The following is a 14184-nucleotide window of genomic DNA, read 5'->3' on the forward strand; positions in this document are numbered from 1 at the left end:
ATGTGCTGTCCATCGTGCAGTCGCGAACACATCCTTCGTGAATTCCGTAGGATGGCCACCATGAGCACCGCCAAGCGCCGTACCACCGATTACCGCATCGATCCGTTTGACCTGCATCTGTTTGCCGCTGTCGTGGCGCATGGAACTATCACAGCTGCTGCTTCGGCCGTGAACCTCTCGCTGGCTGCCGCGAGTGCGCGCCTCAAGGCTCTGGAGGACGCGACCGGATCGCACCTGCTCGAGCGCTCCAAGTCCGGTGCGGCGCCCACCGATGCGGGACGCGCTTTGCTGCGCCACGCCAATCGCGTGCTGGCTGAGCTCGAATCGCTGCATGTGGAGATGGCGAGCTTTGGCCATGGCTTGCGCGGTACGGTTCGGCTGCTGTGTAACACGGCCGCCATGACCGAGACGCTGCCGCGCACGATCGGACAGTTTCTGGTGAAGACCCCTGACCTCGATGTGGACGTGCAAGAGCTACCGAGCGAGGCGGTCATTGACGCCTTGCGCCGTGGCACGGCCGAGCTGGGCATCGTCGCCGATCACGTCGATACTTCCGGGCTGCTGGCGCAACCTTGGGTCGATGACCGTCTGGTGGTGCTGTGGCCAGAGCACTGGTCGCTGGGCCGCCGCCGCTCGATAGCCTATGGCGAATTGCTCGAGCACCCCTTGGTGGGCTTGGCCTGGGACAGTGGACTCAGCCGCTTTCTGGCGGCCCAGGCCAGCCGCAGTGGCCGCGTTCCGCGCCATCGAGTACGTCTGGGCGGCTTTGACGCTGTGGCCGAACTGGTCGCTGCGGGCGTGGGGGCGGCGGTCATGCCCGAGAGCGCTGCCGCGCGCTTTGGCATGGACGGTACCCGCATCGTCCCACTGTCAGATGCTTGGTCTCGCAGAAAACTGCTCGTTTGCATGACCCCCGCAGGGAGTGGGCTCTCCAGCGTATGCGCTCTGGCCGATGCGCTGCTGAAGATGCAACCGACGCTCATTGGTCGATGACTCTAGGACGCATGGTCGGGTCATGGGGAACGACTGCTTCTGGCCGTTAGCGGAAGTCTACCGTGAGCGTTCAAGCACATAGAAATTTTCCGATGTCATAGAACGAAGCTAAGCCGTCGATGTAGTCGGTCAACGCATTGCCAAATGCGTTTGGTTCTGTCGCCTGAGACGGCGGAAGATCCATGCCAGCGAGGCTGATCTGCTCACAGGCAAAGCAATCGACGTATGTGCACCTATTCCCCGATGCTTCTGGACACTATGAAGGAGCGCTCTTCTTTAGAGGTTCTGCATCTGCCTGGGGTCGGTGGCGCGCTTCAGTCGAAGCCGTCTGACTGCACCTGTTTGCAGATTCCCCGAGCTGTGTCCACGGATCAATGGCTGAATATGGAGAGCCGGCTCATCGCCTCTCGCTTACCGATTTTCTTGATCTCAAGGATCTTGTCTTGCTGGGCCGCACGCGGTGTTGTTTGACCGCTCTCCCACTTGTAAACCGACAAGGCAGATACCTCCAATAGCGCTGCCATCTGCGCTTGGGTCAGACCCAGTCGCTTGCGAATGACGAGTAGCCCCTCAGCGGTATATCCAGCTGGTCGCCTGCCGCGGCGCGGGCTTTGCGCTGCTGGACTTTCCTCGGCAGGCTTGGCTTTGCTCATCTGCTTGGCCAGTTGCTTCGTCGCGTCCTGCGCCGCTTTGAGCTCACGCTTGAGCGCTGCGATCTCGCCGCGGTGTGACGCCACCGTCTTTCGCAAGAGCTGAATCTCAGATTTCAGCTCTTTGCGCGCCAGGCGCGCAATTTCGGACTTCAGGGTGCTTGCGAGGTTAGGCATATGCGCATGCTACTTGCCGAAGATTAAGAAGGCCATCTTTGCATCGTGTTCTTTGGCTTTGGACGAAGTGCCTGCACAGGTGCGCAAGCAGCAAGCCGTACTCTGGGCAAAGATGGTGCTTGCATTCTTGAGATGGCGCCTCGCCCAGATCCCGCAAGAAGCTCAAACCCGCATCGCCGCCCAGGTGGTGGTCTTCGCATGTTCCGCGAAGTCCCTGCGCGTGACGCCTGTCTTGTTCTTGCGGGTCCAAACCACTCCCGTGGGGAGCATGTAGGTCACACCCACCTCGGGCGGCATGCCCGATGCGTCGAGATCGCTGCGGGTCGACTTTCTCTGCGTTGGCCGGCCAGCCATCGTATTGAGCTCGGTAAGCGTTTGCTCGGCCTCGATGCTGGTCATCATCTTCACCAGGTGCACCACAGCATCGCGCTTGGTCTTGCCCATGGTCTTGAGTTTGTCCGACAGGAAATTGAGCGTCGACTCGAACTCCCGCGTCGACTGCTGCTGCGCCTGACGGATCAATTCTTCGGCGCGCGCCTGAAGTTCTGCCGCACTCATCTGGGCCAAATCGCTTTCAATCACGTGATTCTCTGTTTCGCCGCGTCGGGCGCTAGTACGTTGTCGGGCAGGTTCGCATTTTGACGTGGTGCCCGGGTACACCCTGACGAGAGTGATCTTCCACCCGAAGTCGTTCCTTCGTCCCCCTCACTAGTCGGCAAGCCCATCCTGGATGATTGCTGCAGCAATCTCCCCCGCGATTGCTTGTGCCGCGGCCCTCCACGACCATTCACCAGTGAGCTCTGACCCTTCAGTGGCATCAAGTGCGATCGACAGTCGATCCTCAATCTCGGCACGAATGGCGGTTATCGATTGGACATCTACGTGTTGGCAGTGCTTGACTCGGTGAACGACCACCGCGTCAAGCGCCTGTTGGACGACCTCGCTAAACGCCCTGGGGTCCAAGCCGTCTGTTTTCATGGATGAGTTGCGCAGTTTTGCGTTTCAAGCGGCCGCTCCCGGGGCAGGCCAGCGTATGTGGCTGAGGGGTTCAGCCGTGCAAGTTGCTTCTTGAGCTCACGCACGATCGCCTCAGGCGTGTAGAGCGCCTTGACAGCACTTGGCGGATCCTGATGAACCCATGGTGGCAAACGTCGAAACTCTTCCATGCTCGAAACGCCAAACCAGTGGGCTTGGGGTCCTAGATCCATGGCCGCGAAGATCACCAAATCGCCTGCAGGCAGAGACTTCTTGAGCAGCAGCCACCGGTTTCCCGCTTCCGAGGGGTGCGGCCAGCAAAGCTGAACTCTTGCGCGGATGCCATTCTCAAGGATCAGAACCCGGCTCCTGGTGTGGGGTGTGCACTCGATGCCCTCACGCACGAGAAGCTTGACGAGGTCATACTGAACCAGATCACCGATTGCTCGTGCCACCAGTATCTGCTTCAGGTGGTGTTCTCGCACCTTGCCAACGTCTCTGCCAGCCAGCCGCATGGCGGCTTGGAGCGAGCCGAACGCACGGTTGTACGTTTCCTTTGACGGCATCCCCGTTCTCTCAAGATCCACCTGGCTTAGCAGGGGGTTCTTCTCGAGTTGGCGTCGCAGCGCTTCAAGAAGCTGATCGTTGGTGCGCCTCTTGAACCGACGTCGCTGCAGCTTGCACTGCACCGTGTCCCAGAGAGCTCGCGAGATGACTGGTTCGATCACACCGTCAGCACGCGTTTCGCGCTGATGGTTCTTCTTCTGTCGATAAGCTCTTCCCCAAACGAAGTTCCCTATGAACGCCTCGTTGCGCAGGAGTAATGAAACCGTGTCGTTCGTAAAGCGCTGACCGTTACCCGTGAGGACCCCTTCGTATTGGAGCTGTCGCGCAACAGACTTGAGCGACCCGCCTTCTGCGGCGTACATCTGAAAAATCCGCCTCACCAGATCGACCTCCCATTGAGGTCCGTGTACCCAGGCGACCCGCTCGGCCTGCGAGCCTTTGGGTTGCTTTCGTCCGAGCAGGCGCCGCTTCCCCAGGCGATCTACTGCCACGCGCGTGAGTCCCAGCGGGGGCAGGGGCCCGACTTGGAAGCCGAGTCGAATGGCTCTGTCCTGGCCGTCGCGGCATTTCATGCCCAGCTCGCGTGAGTATTCGGCCGCCATCGCGCGCTTGATGGTTTTCAGAAGCGCAGTCATCGCGTCTTGCTTGGCACCGAAGCTCTCTTTGACGTACACAACGGACACACCGTGCAGCCGACAGGTGTATTCGTAGTAGGCGGCGGCGTCGATATCCTGAAACCGGCCCCAGCGGCTGACGTCGTACACCAAGACAGTGTCAAAGGGCCTGGGGACCTCCATCACGTCGCGGATGAGGCGTTTCATGCCTTCCCGGTTGGCGATCCGTAGGCCACTCTTGGCAGCGTCCTCGTAGACGTCAACCAACTCGATCCCGTTGATGAGCGAGTAGTCCCGAATCGCATCGAGCTGCATGCCGATGGACAGATCCTGGTGATCGGTGGACATGCGGACGTAGGCCGCTGCTCGTATGACCTTGGCGCTGTTGTCGGCTGCATCCATCGTCAGGCTCCGGTTGCTCAGTCGCTCACCATGATGCGCCGGAGTGCCGGAAATGGCGAGCTTGCTGCGATCTGCCAATCCGCGGACGTATCCAGCACATTCATCAACGCGCCGCACATAGCAAGCGGTGCGTTGAATCATGACCAAACACCACGGCTACTGCCGATTCGACTTGGGTCTTCGCTGATGCAGAGCGTTACTACCTATGCGCCGCTGTTGGCGTAGGAGAACCTCAATGAAACGCGCTCCGTCGAAGACCTGTAAGCCAGCTTCCAAATCCCCCGCCAAGGCCTCCTCAAAAGCCACCGCCAAAACCCCGTCCAAGCCGAAGGCTCCTCAGGCCTCTGCTACCCGCCGCAGCCCCGCCAAGTCCGCTCGCCCTGCGGCCAAGCGCGCGCCCCAGAAACTCACTCCCACCCTCGCCGCCGTACCCCCCACCGCCACCAAGAAATCCCAGCTCATCGCCTTGCTGAGCTCCGGCGCCTCCATGGCCCAGATGACCGAGCTCACCGGCTGGCTCCCCCACACCGTACGCGGCATGCTCAGCGGCTCACTCCGAAAACGCCTGGGCCTGAACGTGCAGCACAGCCTGCAAGACGGCGTTCGGGTCTACCGCATCGTCCCGGCCGGGGAGGAGGTGGCCCAATGAGCTTTCCGGCAGAGATCCTGACCGCCGAGCGCGACGTGCTCGTCTCGCGCTGGAAGGCCGCCTTCCACCGCGAGCCCCCGCCACGCGTGCACACCAGCCTCATGCGCCGGGTGCTCGCCTGGCAGGCGCAAATCGAGGCCAGCGGCACGAAGACGCCTTTTTCCTCTCTGGCCCAGCCCCCATCGTCCAAGGCGGCCCCGCTGCTGCCTCCAGGCACCCGCCTGCTGCGCGAGTGGCAGGGCGCCACCTACGAGGTACTGGTCCTCCCAAAGGGCTTCCAGTACGGCGGCAAGACCTACACCAGCCTCACCGCCATCGCCCGCACCATCACCGGCACGCCCTGGTCGGGCCCGGCGTTCTTCGGGGTCAAGCGCTGATGGCGTCGAAGTCATCTGCCAAGGCCTTGGTCGCCGGCACGACCGGTACGAGCGGTGCGGCCGGCCAGATGGGTTTTCCGACGCTGGCTTGCGCGATCTACACCCGCAAATCCTCCGAAGAGGGCCTGGAGCAGGATTTCAATTCACTTCACGCCCAGCGCGAGGCCTGCGAGGCCTTCGTGCTCAGCCAGAAGAGCCTGGGCTGGACGCTCAACCCCACCACCTACGACGACGGCGGGTTCTCGGGCGGGAACGTGGAGCGGCCAGCGCTGAAGCGGCTGATCGCCGATGTGGAAGCCGGCAAGGTCAAGGTGATCGTGGTCTACAAGGTCGACCGGCTCACCCGGTCGTTGGCTGATTTCGCGAAGCTGGTTGAACTCTTCGATGCCAAGGGGGTTTCCTTTGTCTCGGTCACCCAGCAGTTCAACACCACCACCTCCATGGGGCGGCTGACCCTGAACGTCTTGCTGTCCTTTGCCCAGTTCGAGCGCGAGGTCACGGGAGAGCGTATCCGGGACAAGATCGCCGCATCCAAGCGCAAGGGCCTGTGGATGGGGGGAGTGCCTCCCGTGGGCTACCGGGCCAAGGGCCGAACCTTGGAGCCTGAGGCCCCGTACGCTGTACGGATTGCCGAGATCTACGCGCTGTACCTGCAGCTCAACTGCGTGCGCAAGGTGGCGGCCGAGCTGCAGGCCCGTGGCTGGCTCACGCCCGAGCGGGAGAACAAGCGGGAAGGATTTGGGGGCAACAAGCCGTTCAGCCGGGGACACCTGTACCGGATCCTGAGCAACCCCATCTACGTGGGTCTGCTCCCCCACCGAGGAGAAAACCACCCCGGCCAGCACCCGGCGATCGTGGAGCAGGCGCTGTGGGACCAGGTGCAGCAGCGCCTGGAAGCCAACCGCCAGGGACACAAGAGCCAATCCAAAGCGGCAGCCCCGAGCCTGCTCAGCGGCAAGCTCTTCGATGAAACCGGGCGCAGGCTCATCCCGTCGCACACCCGCAAGGGCAAAAAGCAGTACCGGTATTACGTGACGCCAGCCGACGACCCGGGTGAGCCGATCCGGCTGCCGGCCAGTGAACTCGAGAAGCTGGTGGTCCGGGCGATCATGGAGTGGAGCGCGAGTGAAAAGCGGGTGCTCGATGCCGTGGGCTGGAAGGACGCCAAGCGGGCCCAGGAAGCGCTCACCGGTGCCAAGAAGCTGGGGCAGGCGATTCAGCATGAAACAGGCGCACAAATCGCTAAGGCGGTGCGCCGGGTGGAGGTGGCGCCTGAGGAGGTGCGCGTCACGCTGGACCTGGTGGGCTGCGGGGTGCTGAAGGCGGAGATGAAGTCAGAGACAAAGTCCGCGACCCAAAACGGAGCAGGGCAGGGGAGTACCACGATCTCAGTGCCAGCGAAAAGAAAACGCTGCGGCATGGCGGTGCGCCTAGTGATCGGAGATAACGCCGCGGGGCAGACCACGAAGCGCGAGCCTGACCCGACGCTCGTGGCGCTGATGGCCAAGGGCAAGGCCTGGCTGCAGCAGTTCACTCGCGAAGGGCAGTCGATCGAGGAAATCGCCGAGCGCGAGAAGTTCAGCGTGCGCTACGTGAATCGGGTGATCAACATCGCGTTGCTGGCGCCGGACATCGTGCAGGCGATCGAGAAGGGTGAGCACCCTGAGGAGATCAATGCGGCCAAGCTGCTGACTTCGGTGCCGTTGCCTGAGGCCTGGGGCGCTCAGCGAGAAATGCTCCGGGTGGGAGGGCGGGCGCAATGACTGGCTTCAGGGAGCAGAGGCGTCACCGCTGCCCGGCAGCTGCTGGGACACAAAGTCCAGCACGGCCAGGCGCTGAGCGATGGACAAGCGGTGAAAGGCGAGGAGCAGGGCGGCTTCGTCATCGCTGGACGCGTAGAAGTAGGCAACTGGGACGTGCAGGACGTCGGCCAAGCGAGCCACCATGGAGTGATCTGGCGCGTGTTTGCCACGCTCGTACTGGTTCATCCGTGCACTGGCCGACATCTCGTCCACGCCGGCCAGCACGCCCAGCCGCTCTTGAGACAGCCCAGCCGCCAGCCGCGCGGCTTTAAGCCTCTTCGGAAAAACCAACAACACGCACCCCGTCTACGTCCAAGGCCGGGATCGTCTTGTTAACTCATGCGCTCTACACTAAGAAATACTGAGTGTAAGATGGCAATTAGATGGTGCTTGAAAGTGCGATTGCGTAAACGAGGGGAGGGTCGCTTGTAGGAGCAAGGGGTTCCGGTGAGTGTTCGTGATTCAAATCTAGAGCTGATTTATGAAAAACCTGATGATTCTTGTTTTGGTCGTGATGCTGTCGGGCTGTTTGCCCGATTCAATTTCGTTTGGCGGCGATAAGCCTGGGGAGGAAAAGATTGAAGAGGGCGCGGTGACCGCGGACGCGGGCACGTACTTCCGAAACCCGTCTTTGTACCTGGGCAAGCCCGTTTATCTGTACCTGCGTGAGGTGCAGGGCCCCACGAAGGAGCGGGTGTTCATGTCGCTGGACGAGCGCCCGCTGTTTCAACACACCGGGATGATCCCCACTGCCAAGTTGTTGGATCAGTGGCTGCAGGCCGGTCTTGATCCGGATGGCAACTACACCGTCACCTTCCGTGTGACCACGACGATTGAGATTCCAGGGACCCCGCCGGTTTACAAAACCGAGTTTGATCGATTTATCGTTAACACCGAGGACGGCCCGTCCATTGAAAATGGCCGCCGGCCAATGAATCTGACGTTGATCGATAGCCTGCCGCAAGAGCGGGTGAGGCGCCCAATTGCTAAAGTGGTCAAAGAGATCGAGAGCATTGCGCTCCATCCCGAGCGGTACGTTAATGGTCGCGTGCGCTCAGCGTTGACGATTCACAAAGACAAGCTTCGGGTACATGACGACAAGAGCTGGGTCGTCAAGTACAGGGACCTCAATGTCTTGCTGCCCAACTCCATCGCTCGATTCGACGCAACCGCGATGCCAAGTCTGTTCGACCTCGCTGTAGCTGGCACGCTCGAGTCGAAGAGGGATGGGTACTGGCTGACGGCTGATCAAGTCGGGTACCTTGTGCCAACCCGTTGAACTCGGCACGCACGGTGCGACGCAACTTCGTGTGAGGAGCCATTGGACCAGGCCTGGCTTTCAGCTCGTGTCGAATGGCGTTGGGCTGCTGTGCAGCGGTTGCGGTCGCTCAAGTAGCGGAATCGACATGCCGCAAACGGCTCTAAAGCAGTCAGCTATCTCGCTCGGCCCGACCTCGGGCGGCACTGTCAACGTCAGAGCTAGACAACATGTCGCCGAGCCCCGGCGAGCGGGCGGCCGCCTCCACTTGCGCAGCGCGTTCTCGTGTATCTCAAGGTCGGGCGCGTCACACGCTGTGGATAGCCGCTACCGGAGTCGGATCGGTCGCTTCGCATACCACTTCCACACACGCTCGAGGCCGACGCGGGTCAGGAAATTTTTGATCCACCGACTACGTTTACTGATGTGGTCCACCTGCTCCATGACGGACAACGCTCTCTCGGGAGGGAAGGCGCTCAGCACACGATCAATCGTCTTATTTACCGATCCCCGTTTTCCTTTCACGTCCTCGATGCCGGGCACAGTCGCGAAGTGCGCCGCCCACGATTCCAGCATCTCCTTCGGAATCTCCGCGACCCCATGATTGAAGATGATGGCGTCGGCGTACAAGCGTTGTTCGTCAGTGCACGTTGGCTCTGACAGCAGCCGCCGAAACCACGCGAGCATGTCCGCGGCTTGAAGTCCGGGCTCGTTGTCGTCGCTCCGGAAGACTGGTTTCGGTCCCATCAGCGCTTGGACTTCTGGCGCCTGCATCTGTCGCATGGGCTCGTACCAGATGGCCGCATCGGTCCCAAGCTTCCCTTGCTCATCGAAGATGAAGTTGATGGGACCTTGCAAGCCGAGCTCATTCACGGTCCGGGCCGAAGTGACCGCGAAGGCGATGAAGCATGAAAAGTAAGGGTGCCGGAGATCGTAGGGCGAGTGGTCTTCAAGAATCTCCTTGAAGTCGCGGGTACTCACAGACACCTCCACCGACACCGGCCGGTGATTCGCGATGACTTCGACGAGCTGCCGCAGCTTGATCAGTCGTTCGTCGTGAGACCAACCCTTGAAGGACTGCGTCATGTGCAAGGTGCTGAGTGGCTTCCCTGCCTTGAGCGCGGCCAGCCAGTCCCAATTGAACGCCGGCCAGCGATCCTCAGGAAGCATGTACCCGGCGAGAAAGAGCCGTCGCTCACCGACATGCGAGGTGGAGTCATCCACGTACGCGAGTAGCACGATCCCTCCCTGTTGTGGCAGTTCGAATGGTATCCGCGAACAAAGCGGGAATAATTCGCGGATGGCGGATGAGCCTCGGATTCATCACTACATCCCGCAGGCGTACCTTCGAGGCTTCGGCTGGAAGAATGGGAAGAACTGGTACGTGAACGCGGCGGACCTGAAGAAGCTCGCGTACTTTCAGCCGAACACGAAGAACGTCTGCGCAGAGCGCGACTTCATGCGCTTTGAGACGAAGGACCATCCTCCGGACAAGCTCGAAAAGGAGATGGCGAAGTTCGAGGGGAAGGCACGTGAGGCGATCCTCCGGATCGAACAGACGAAGACGTTTGAAGGCGAGGACAAGCTCATGGTCCTCAACCTCATGGCGCTACTGGCCGTGCGCCATCCCCAGATGCGCGAGAACATGCGCGACTTCACTGAGCGCGTTTCGAAAGTGACGATGAGCATGGCCCTCGCGACGAAGGAGCGCTGGGAAGGGCAGATGCGTCAGATGAAGGGCGACGGCAAGCCCGTCAATGAGAACGTCACCTACGAGCAGATGAAAGAGTTTCACGAGCGTGGCGAGTACAAGGTCACCGTCCTCCGAGAGCTCCAGATCAAGAGCGAGCTGAAAGTACTCGATACCGTCCTTCGAACACTCGTCGGTCGGAAGTGGAAATTGCTCTACGCCGCACCGGATCAGGGTGAGTTCATCACATCCGATCATCCAGTGGTTATCACTTGGAACAACCCGGACAAGGTGCCGCCGATGATGCGGCATAGCCCTGGCTTCGGCATGATCGACACAGAGGTCATCTTTCTGCTCACGCACTCCTGCTGCTTGCTGGGTCGCTTCGAGGGGATGGAGGACGGCGTGGAAGAGGCGCAGGGGATGCTCATCGCCATGTGCAACACCCGCATGTTCTCGCACGCGTTCGACTTCGTATTCACGGTGGACAAGCGCTTTCCGTACATGATGCCGCTGAACGACCCGTGCTGGGACGATCAGTTCATGCAGCGGGCGAAAGACTACCGCGACAAGCACCCTCCGAAGGAGGAGAAGGTCATCGAGTGGAGCGCTGAGAAAGGTCCGCCGATGCCAAAGGCAATGCCGATGCCGGACCGCGAGGAGCGGTGGAGAGCGGCTGGCTTCAGCCAGGCTCCGCACCGACCGGAAGAACAATGAGCTCGATCCGCGGATTCGTTTTGTCGTAGTCTTTCCGGAGCGTGAGCTCCACGATCTGCGAGTCATCCTCCCAAAGCAGCCCGGTACCTGCATCCAATAGGATGCGTATTGAAGTTGTCAATGTCGCGCTTCCTCTTCGTGCCTAAGTAGAACGTGACCGACACACGAAGAGCCTCGGTGAGTGGGGCTCGGTGGGACTGGATAGGGATTCCATGCGACGGGCCGAGGCGAAGCTGCTGCGTGTGCCGCGGACAAGAACCTGGGCGCCGCGCAATTGTTGCTCGGTCATACCTGGTTCAAGGGTACCGTCCAAAATCTGCAATCTAGGCAGGCGGAGATGAAGGTTTCCTACCTGAAACGCTCTTGGGAGACGCCCTGCGCAGCGCACCATCTGATCGCAGGTCAGTAGGGTGCTACAAGCGGGCAACAAGAAGCGAAATTCGGGCGTCTGCGAGGCGGTCGTTCTTGCCGACCGATACGATCGGCAGCCAAAGGTGCTTCAGAGGCAACACACGGGCGCCCGTTCCCTGCCAATCGGGGTCGCTCGCCCCGTATGTGAGCCAACGTCCGGTATCAGTGACCGCCGTCATTCGAGCGGTTCATCTGGACGGGCCGCACCCAGTCTGCCGCGGACCTACCCTTCAGTCAGCAGCGTTCAGTAACCGCAGAGCGGGCGAATCCGAGTGCTGCTGCGTGTGGCTAGCCCTGTAGACTCCGGGCGCCGCGCGGCTCGCGCGGCAATTCGCAATGAAAACAGGAGCTCTCGAAGCATGGCAACTGCAAAGAAGGCGGCCCCGAAGGCCGCCGCCAAGAAGTCCGCGGTCAAGTCCAAAGCCGTGAAGGCCGCCCCCAAGGCTGCTGTGAAAGCTGCGCCAAAGGGCGCCGGCGTGCTGAAGCCGATCAAGGAAACCTTCAACAAGACGAGCCTGGTGAATCACCTGGTGCAGGCCTCCGGCACTGACGCCAAGACCGTCAAGAGCGTCCTAGGTTCGCTTGAAGCCACGATCCATGCGTCGCTGTCCAAGAAGGGTGCTGGCGCTTTCACGTGGCCCGGCGTGCTCAAGATCACCGCGCTGCAGGTCCCGGCCAAGAAGGCGCGCAAAGGCATCGATCCGTTCACCAAGGTCGAGCGCATGTTTGCAGCCAAGCCGGCATCGGTGAAAGTCAAGGCGCGCTTCTTCAAGAAGGTGAAGGACGCTGCGCTGTAATAGGCAAGGTCTCCAACGCAAAGGGCTCCCACGGGAGCCCTTTCTTCTGCGCGCTCTGAATTTGCCCCTCGGTTTACCAATTGAGTACTATGGGCGCATGCCTAACCTCGCCCAAACCCTCAAGCAAGAGATTTCGCGCATCGCTCGCAAGGAGGTTCGTGAGGACCTAGCGGCGCTTCGCAAGTCCGTCACTGCCCACCGTTCCGAGATAGCCTTGCTCAAGCGGACAGTCAAGGAGCTCGGCACGCAGCTACGCTCGGCACAGAAGGCGGTGATGCACGCTGCACCGGCCGTTGTCGAGCAGAAGGACGCAGAGCGACCAGGGCGCAAGCGAAGCTTCAATGCCGATCGGCTAAAGGCGAAGCGCCAGGCGCTGGGGATGAGTCAGGCGCAGATGGCGCGACTGTTTGGCATCTCCTCCCTCAGCTTGTGGAAATGGGAATCCGGTCAGGTTACCCCGCGCGCCTCGATGCTCGAGCGCTACTTTGCGGCCATGAGCATGGGTAAGCGCGAAGCCTGGAAAGTAATCGAGGCCAACTGACCAGGCGGCGCGGATGGCTCGCGCTGCATTGCCGCTACCGTTTGGGTGCAATGTGGGAACAGCGCCCGCTTCAGACTGGTGTGAGTCACTCGGGCTGCATGGCTGGATGTCGGCTCTGTCGAACAGCGGTCAACTGACATTAATCGACTCAGGGCAGGCTCTTCGTCGGAGACATCCGCATTGAAACCAAGCCCGCGGAACGGACGCCATTAGGGCACTCACTTTTTCTCAACGGCGCTCTTGGCACTCTTGGACTTGGCGGGTGTGGCCGGTTGCGTCGAAGTCGTCCCCGACAACTTGGGCGCGCCCACCGTTGGAACATTGCCCGCCGCCTGGGCGCCCTGCCACAAGAGTCTGTTTTTGGCTGATTTCAAACTCCATGTTCCCGCGTGCATGCCGACGACGATATTGAGTTGGTATGAAGTCTCCATTGCGGCAATCATTTTGAGGTGCAGCGCGCGGGCTGTGCCGCCAACGAACAACGTCGGTGCGAGGTGTCCCTTGCGTGCAGGAGCAACCTCGGTTCCGTTTGGGTACCAACGGTGCGCTGTGACCAACATGCCGACGAAGCTCACCATCAATTCCGGAAAGGGATTCATGGATTTGCACTCGTGCGCAGCCACGACCTGATCGCTCTTGACTGAAAAGAGCTTGCGCTTCCCTGCAGCGAAGTCCGCGTTGGTGGCCGCGTCAATGGTGGAGTCCTTCAGTAGCACCAGGATGTCAGGTGTGAACCGGATGTCCGATGCGACATGAGACTCGACACGGACCTGCTGACGCACCTCGAACTCGCCATCTTTGCCACTGAGGGTCACGTAGGAGAAGTTGGCTGGGTTGCCGGAGGGCGAGGTCAGGTACCTGTATTCCCTGTTCTTCAGGTTTTCGAGCGCAAGTGTGTAACCCTGACGCTTGTAGAAGCGCAGAAGCGCATGCAGGCAAGCAATTTCGAATGCCGCCGAGAGTTGCCTCTCCGTTGCGCTGAGTACGAGCTTGTGATCGGCCGCGAACTTGGTCATGAGGGCCCGGGCTAGCGCGAGCCAAGCTGGAACTGAGGGGGGTGACGTGGTTGCCAAGACTCAGCCTCGCTCCAGCGTGCGTTCGAACGAAGCAACGGCAAACACCACATCTCCACAAGTGTTGGAATGCAGCCAACTCTGCTGTAGCTTGAGCATATCGACCATCACCAGAAAGTCCTTCAATGCAACCTGTACGTTGCCTGCCGTCTTTCGACTGAAAGTCGCTGTGCCATGTCTGACCGGAATGGTGCTTCCGAGTCCCTCGGGACCCGCCTTTGCTGCCGCTTGGATCGGTCCAAGGACCTGCTGGTAAACGCTATTCAGGACAAAGAGGACTTGCAGACGTTCGTCGCTCCAGCCACGTCTTCGAATGAAGCTGACGTTTTCGTCTTCGCGTCCAGCCAAGAAGGCAAGTTCTCGCTCCATTGCGTCGATGCGACGCAGTACACCGCGCCGCACCCGAGCGTCCAGTGAACGGAGTACCGGGTCAGCAATACGGCGAACTGAAGGCGTCATGCGACATTTCCCTCGTAAACAAGGCCAGTTTT

16 protein-coding genes are annotated in these 14184 nt (G+C 60.7%); 8 read left to right on the forward strand and 8 right to left on the reverse strand.

Going from position 1 to position 14184, the window contains the following annotated elements:
• The first annotated feature begins 60 nt into the window (after positions 1–60).
• Positions 61–993: a LysR substrate-binding domain-containing protein gene (locus G9Q37_RS00790; protein WP_240936469.1), complete on the forward strand. Its 933-nt coding sequence runs from the start codon at positions 61–63 to the stop codon at positions 991–993.
• Between the two features lie 371 nt (positions 994–1364).
• Here the strand turns inward: G9Q37_RS00790 and G9Q37_RS00795 are convergent, their stop codons facing one another.
• The 3 genes from G9Q37_RS00795 to G9Q37_RS00805 all read right to left on the reverse strand — a co-directional run bounded on the left by G9Q37_RS00795 (position 1365) and on the right by G9Q37_RS00805 (position 4519).
• On the reverse strand, positions 1365–1820 hold the full coding sequence (locus G9Q37_RS00795; RefSeq protein WP_166223145.1) for a helix-turn-helix domain-containing protein: 456 nt from the start codon (positions 1818–1820) through the stop codon (positions 1365–1367).
• Between the two features lie 162 nt (positions 1821–1982).
• The gene (locus G9Q37_RS00800; RefSeq protein ID WP_166223147.1) at positions 1983–2402 is read right to left on the reverse strand and encodes a hypothetical protein; all 420 of its coding nucleotides are present in this window, start codon (positions 2400–2402) and stop codon (positions 1983–1985) included.
• 392 nt (positions 2403–2794) lie between these two features.
• On the reverse strand, positions 2795–4519 hold the full coding sequence (locus G9Q37_RS00805; RefSeq protein ID WP_240936470.1) for a recombinase family protein: 1725 nt from the start codon (positions 4517–4519) through the stop codon (positions 2795–2797).
• 94 nt (positions 4520–4613) lie between these two features.
• Between G9Q37_RS00805 and G9Q37_RS00810 the strand changes: the two genes are divergently transcribed.
• The 3 genes from G9Q37_RS00810 to G9Q37_RS00820 are packed head-to-tail and all read left to right on the forward strand — an operon-like array spanning position 4614 to position 7167.
• Positions 4614–5027 carry a DUF3489 domain-containing protein gene (locus tag G9Q37_RS00810; RefSeq protein WP_205710700.1) on the forward strand — a complete coding sequence of 138 codons (414 nt, stop codon included), beginning with the start codon at positions 4614–4616 and terminating at the stop codon, positions 5025–5027.
• Entirely contained in the window at positions 5024–5404 is a 381-nt protein-coding gene (locus G9Q37_RS00815; protein WP_166223151.1) for a DUF2924 domain-containing protein, read from the forward strand. The genes G9Q37_RS00810 and G9Q37_RS00815 overlap by 4 nt, the downstream gene beginning before the upstream one ends.
• Complete coding sequence (locus G9Q37_RS00820; RefSeq protein WP_205710701.1) at positions 5404–7167, forward strand: recombinase family protein; 1764 nt, start codon at positions 5404–5406, stop codon at positions 7165–7167. The genes G9Q37_RS00815 and G9Q37_RS00820 overlap by 1 nt, the downstream gene beginning before the upstream one ends.
• Before the next feature lie 6 nt (positions 7168–7173).
• On the opposite strand, the gene G9Q37_RS00825 is transcribed toward G9Q37_RS00820, so the two are convergent.
• Complete coding sequence (locus G9Q37_RS00825) at positions 7174–7503, reverse strand: helix-turn-helix domain-containing protein (RefSeq protein WP_338074441.1); 330 nt, start codon at positions 7501–7503, stop codon at positions 7174–7176.
• Positions 7504–7687: 184 nt separating this feature from the next.
• Here G9Q37_RS00825 and G9Q37_RS00830 point away from each other — a divergent pair, with 184 nt between their 5' ends.
• Entirely contained in the window at positions 7688–8485 is a 798-nt protein-coding gene (locus G9Q37_RS00830) for a hypothetical protein (protein WP_166223153.1), read from the forward strand.
• A gap of 306 nt (positions 8486–8791) precedes the next feature.
• On the opposite strand, the gene G9Q37_RS00835 is transcribed toward G9Q37_RS00830, so the two are convergent.
• Positions 8792–9688 carry a DUF3800 domain-containing protein gene (locus tag G9Q37_RS00835; protein WP_166223155.1) on the reverse strand — a complete coding sequence of 299 codons (897 nt, stop codon included), beginning with the start codon at positions 9686–9688 and terminating at the stop codon, positions 8792–8794.
• A gap of 76 nt (positions 9689–9764) precedes the next feature.
• Here G9Q37_RS00835 and G9Q37_RS00840 point away from each other — a divergent pair, with 76 nt between their 5' ends.
• Positions 9765–10871 (forward strand): DUF4238 domain-containing protein, encoded by a 1107-nt coding sequence (locus tag G9Q37_RS00840; protein ID WP_166223157.1) that lies wholly within the window; start codon positions 9765–9767, stop codon positions 10869–10871.
• On the opposite strand, the gene G9Q37_RS22010 is transcribed toward G9Q37_RS00840, so the two are convergent.
• Complete coding sequence (locus G9Q37_RS22010; protein ID WP_420810302.1) at positions 10837–10992, reverse strand: RusA family crossover junction endodeoxyribonuclease; 156 nt, start codon at positions 10990–10992, stop codon at positions 10837–10839. The two genes, G9Q37_RS00840 and G9Q37_RS22010, sit on opposite strands and share 35 nt — an antisense overlap.
• Positions 10993–11641: 649 nt before the next feature.
• Here G9Q37_RS22010 and G9Q37_RS00850 point away from each other — a divergent pair.
• On the forward strand, positions 11642–12079 hold the full coding sequence (locus tag G9Q37_RS00850; protein WP_166223161.1) for an HU family DNA-binding protein: 438 nt from the start codon (positions 11642–11644) through the stop codon (positions 12077–12079).
• Positions 12080–12176: 97 nt separating this feature from the next.
• Positions 12177–12620, forward strand: a complete 444-nt coding sequence (locus G9Q37_RS00855) for a helix-turn-helix domain-containing protein (protein ID WP_166223163.1) — start codon at positions 12177–12179, stop codon at positions 12618–12620.
• A 218-nt stretch (positions 12621–12838) separates the two neighbouring features.
• On the opposite strand, the gene G9Q37_RS00860 is transcribed toward G9Q37_RS00855, so the two are convergent.
• Together G9Q37_RS00860 and G9Q37_RS00865 are read right to left on the reverse strand one after the other, a co-directional pair.
• The gene (locus G9Q37_RS00860; RefSeq protein ID WP_166223166.1) at positions 12839–13636 is read right to left on the reverse strand and encodes a hypothetical protein; all 798 of its coding nucleotides are present in this window, start codon (positions 13634–13636) and stop codon (positions 12839–12841) included.
• A gap of 60 nt (positions 13637–13696) precedes the next feature.
• Positions 13697–14152 carry a hypothetical protein gene (locus G9Q37_RS00865; protein ID WP_166223169.1) on the reverse strand — a complete coding sequence of 152 codons (456 nt, stop codon included), beginning with the start codon at positions 14150–14152 and terminating at the stop codon, positions 13697–13699.
• Positions 14153–14184: the final 32 nt, after the last annotated feature.

Origin of the sequence: Hydrogenophaga crocea, from assembly GCF_011388215.1 — a bacterium.
Lineage (GTDB): Bacteria > Pseudomonadota > Gammaproteobacteria > Burkholderiales > Burkholderiaceae_C > Hydrogenophaga > Hydrogenophaga crocea.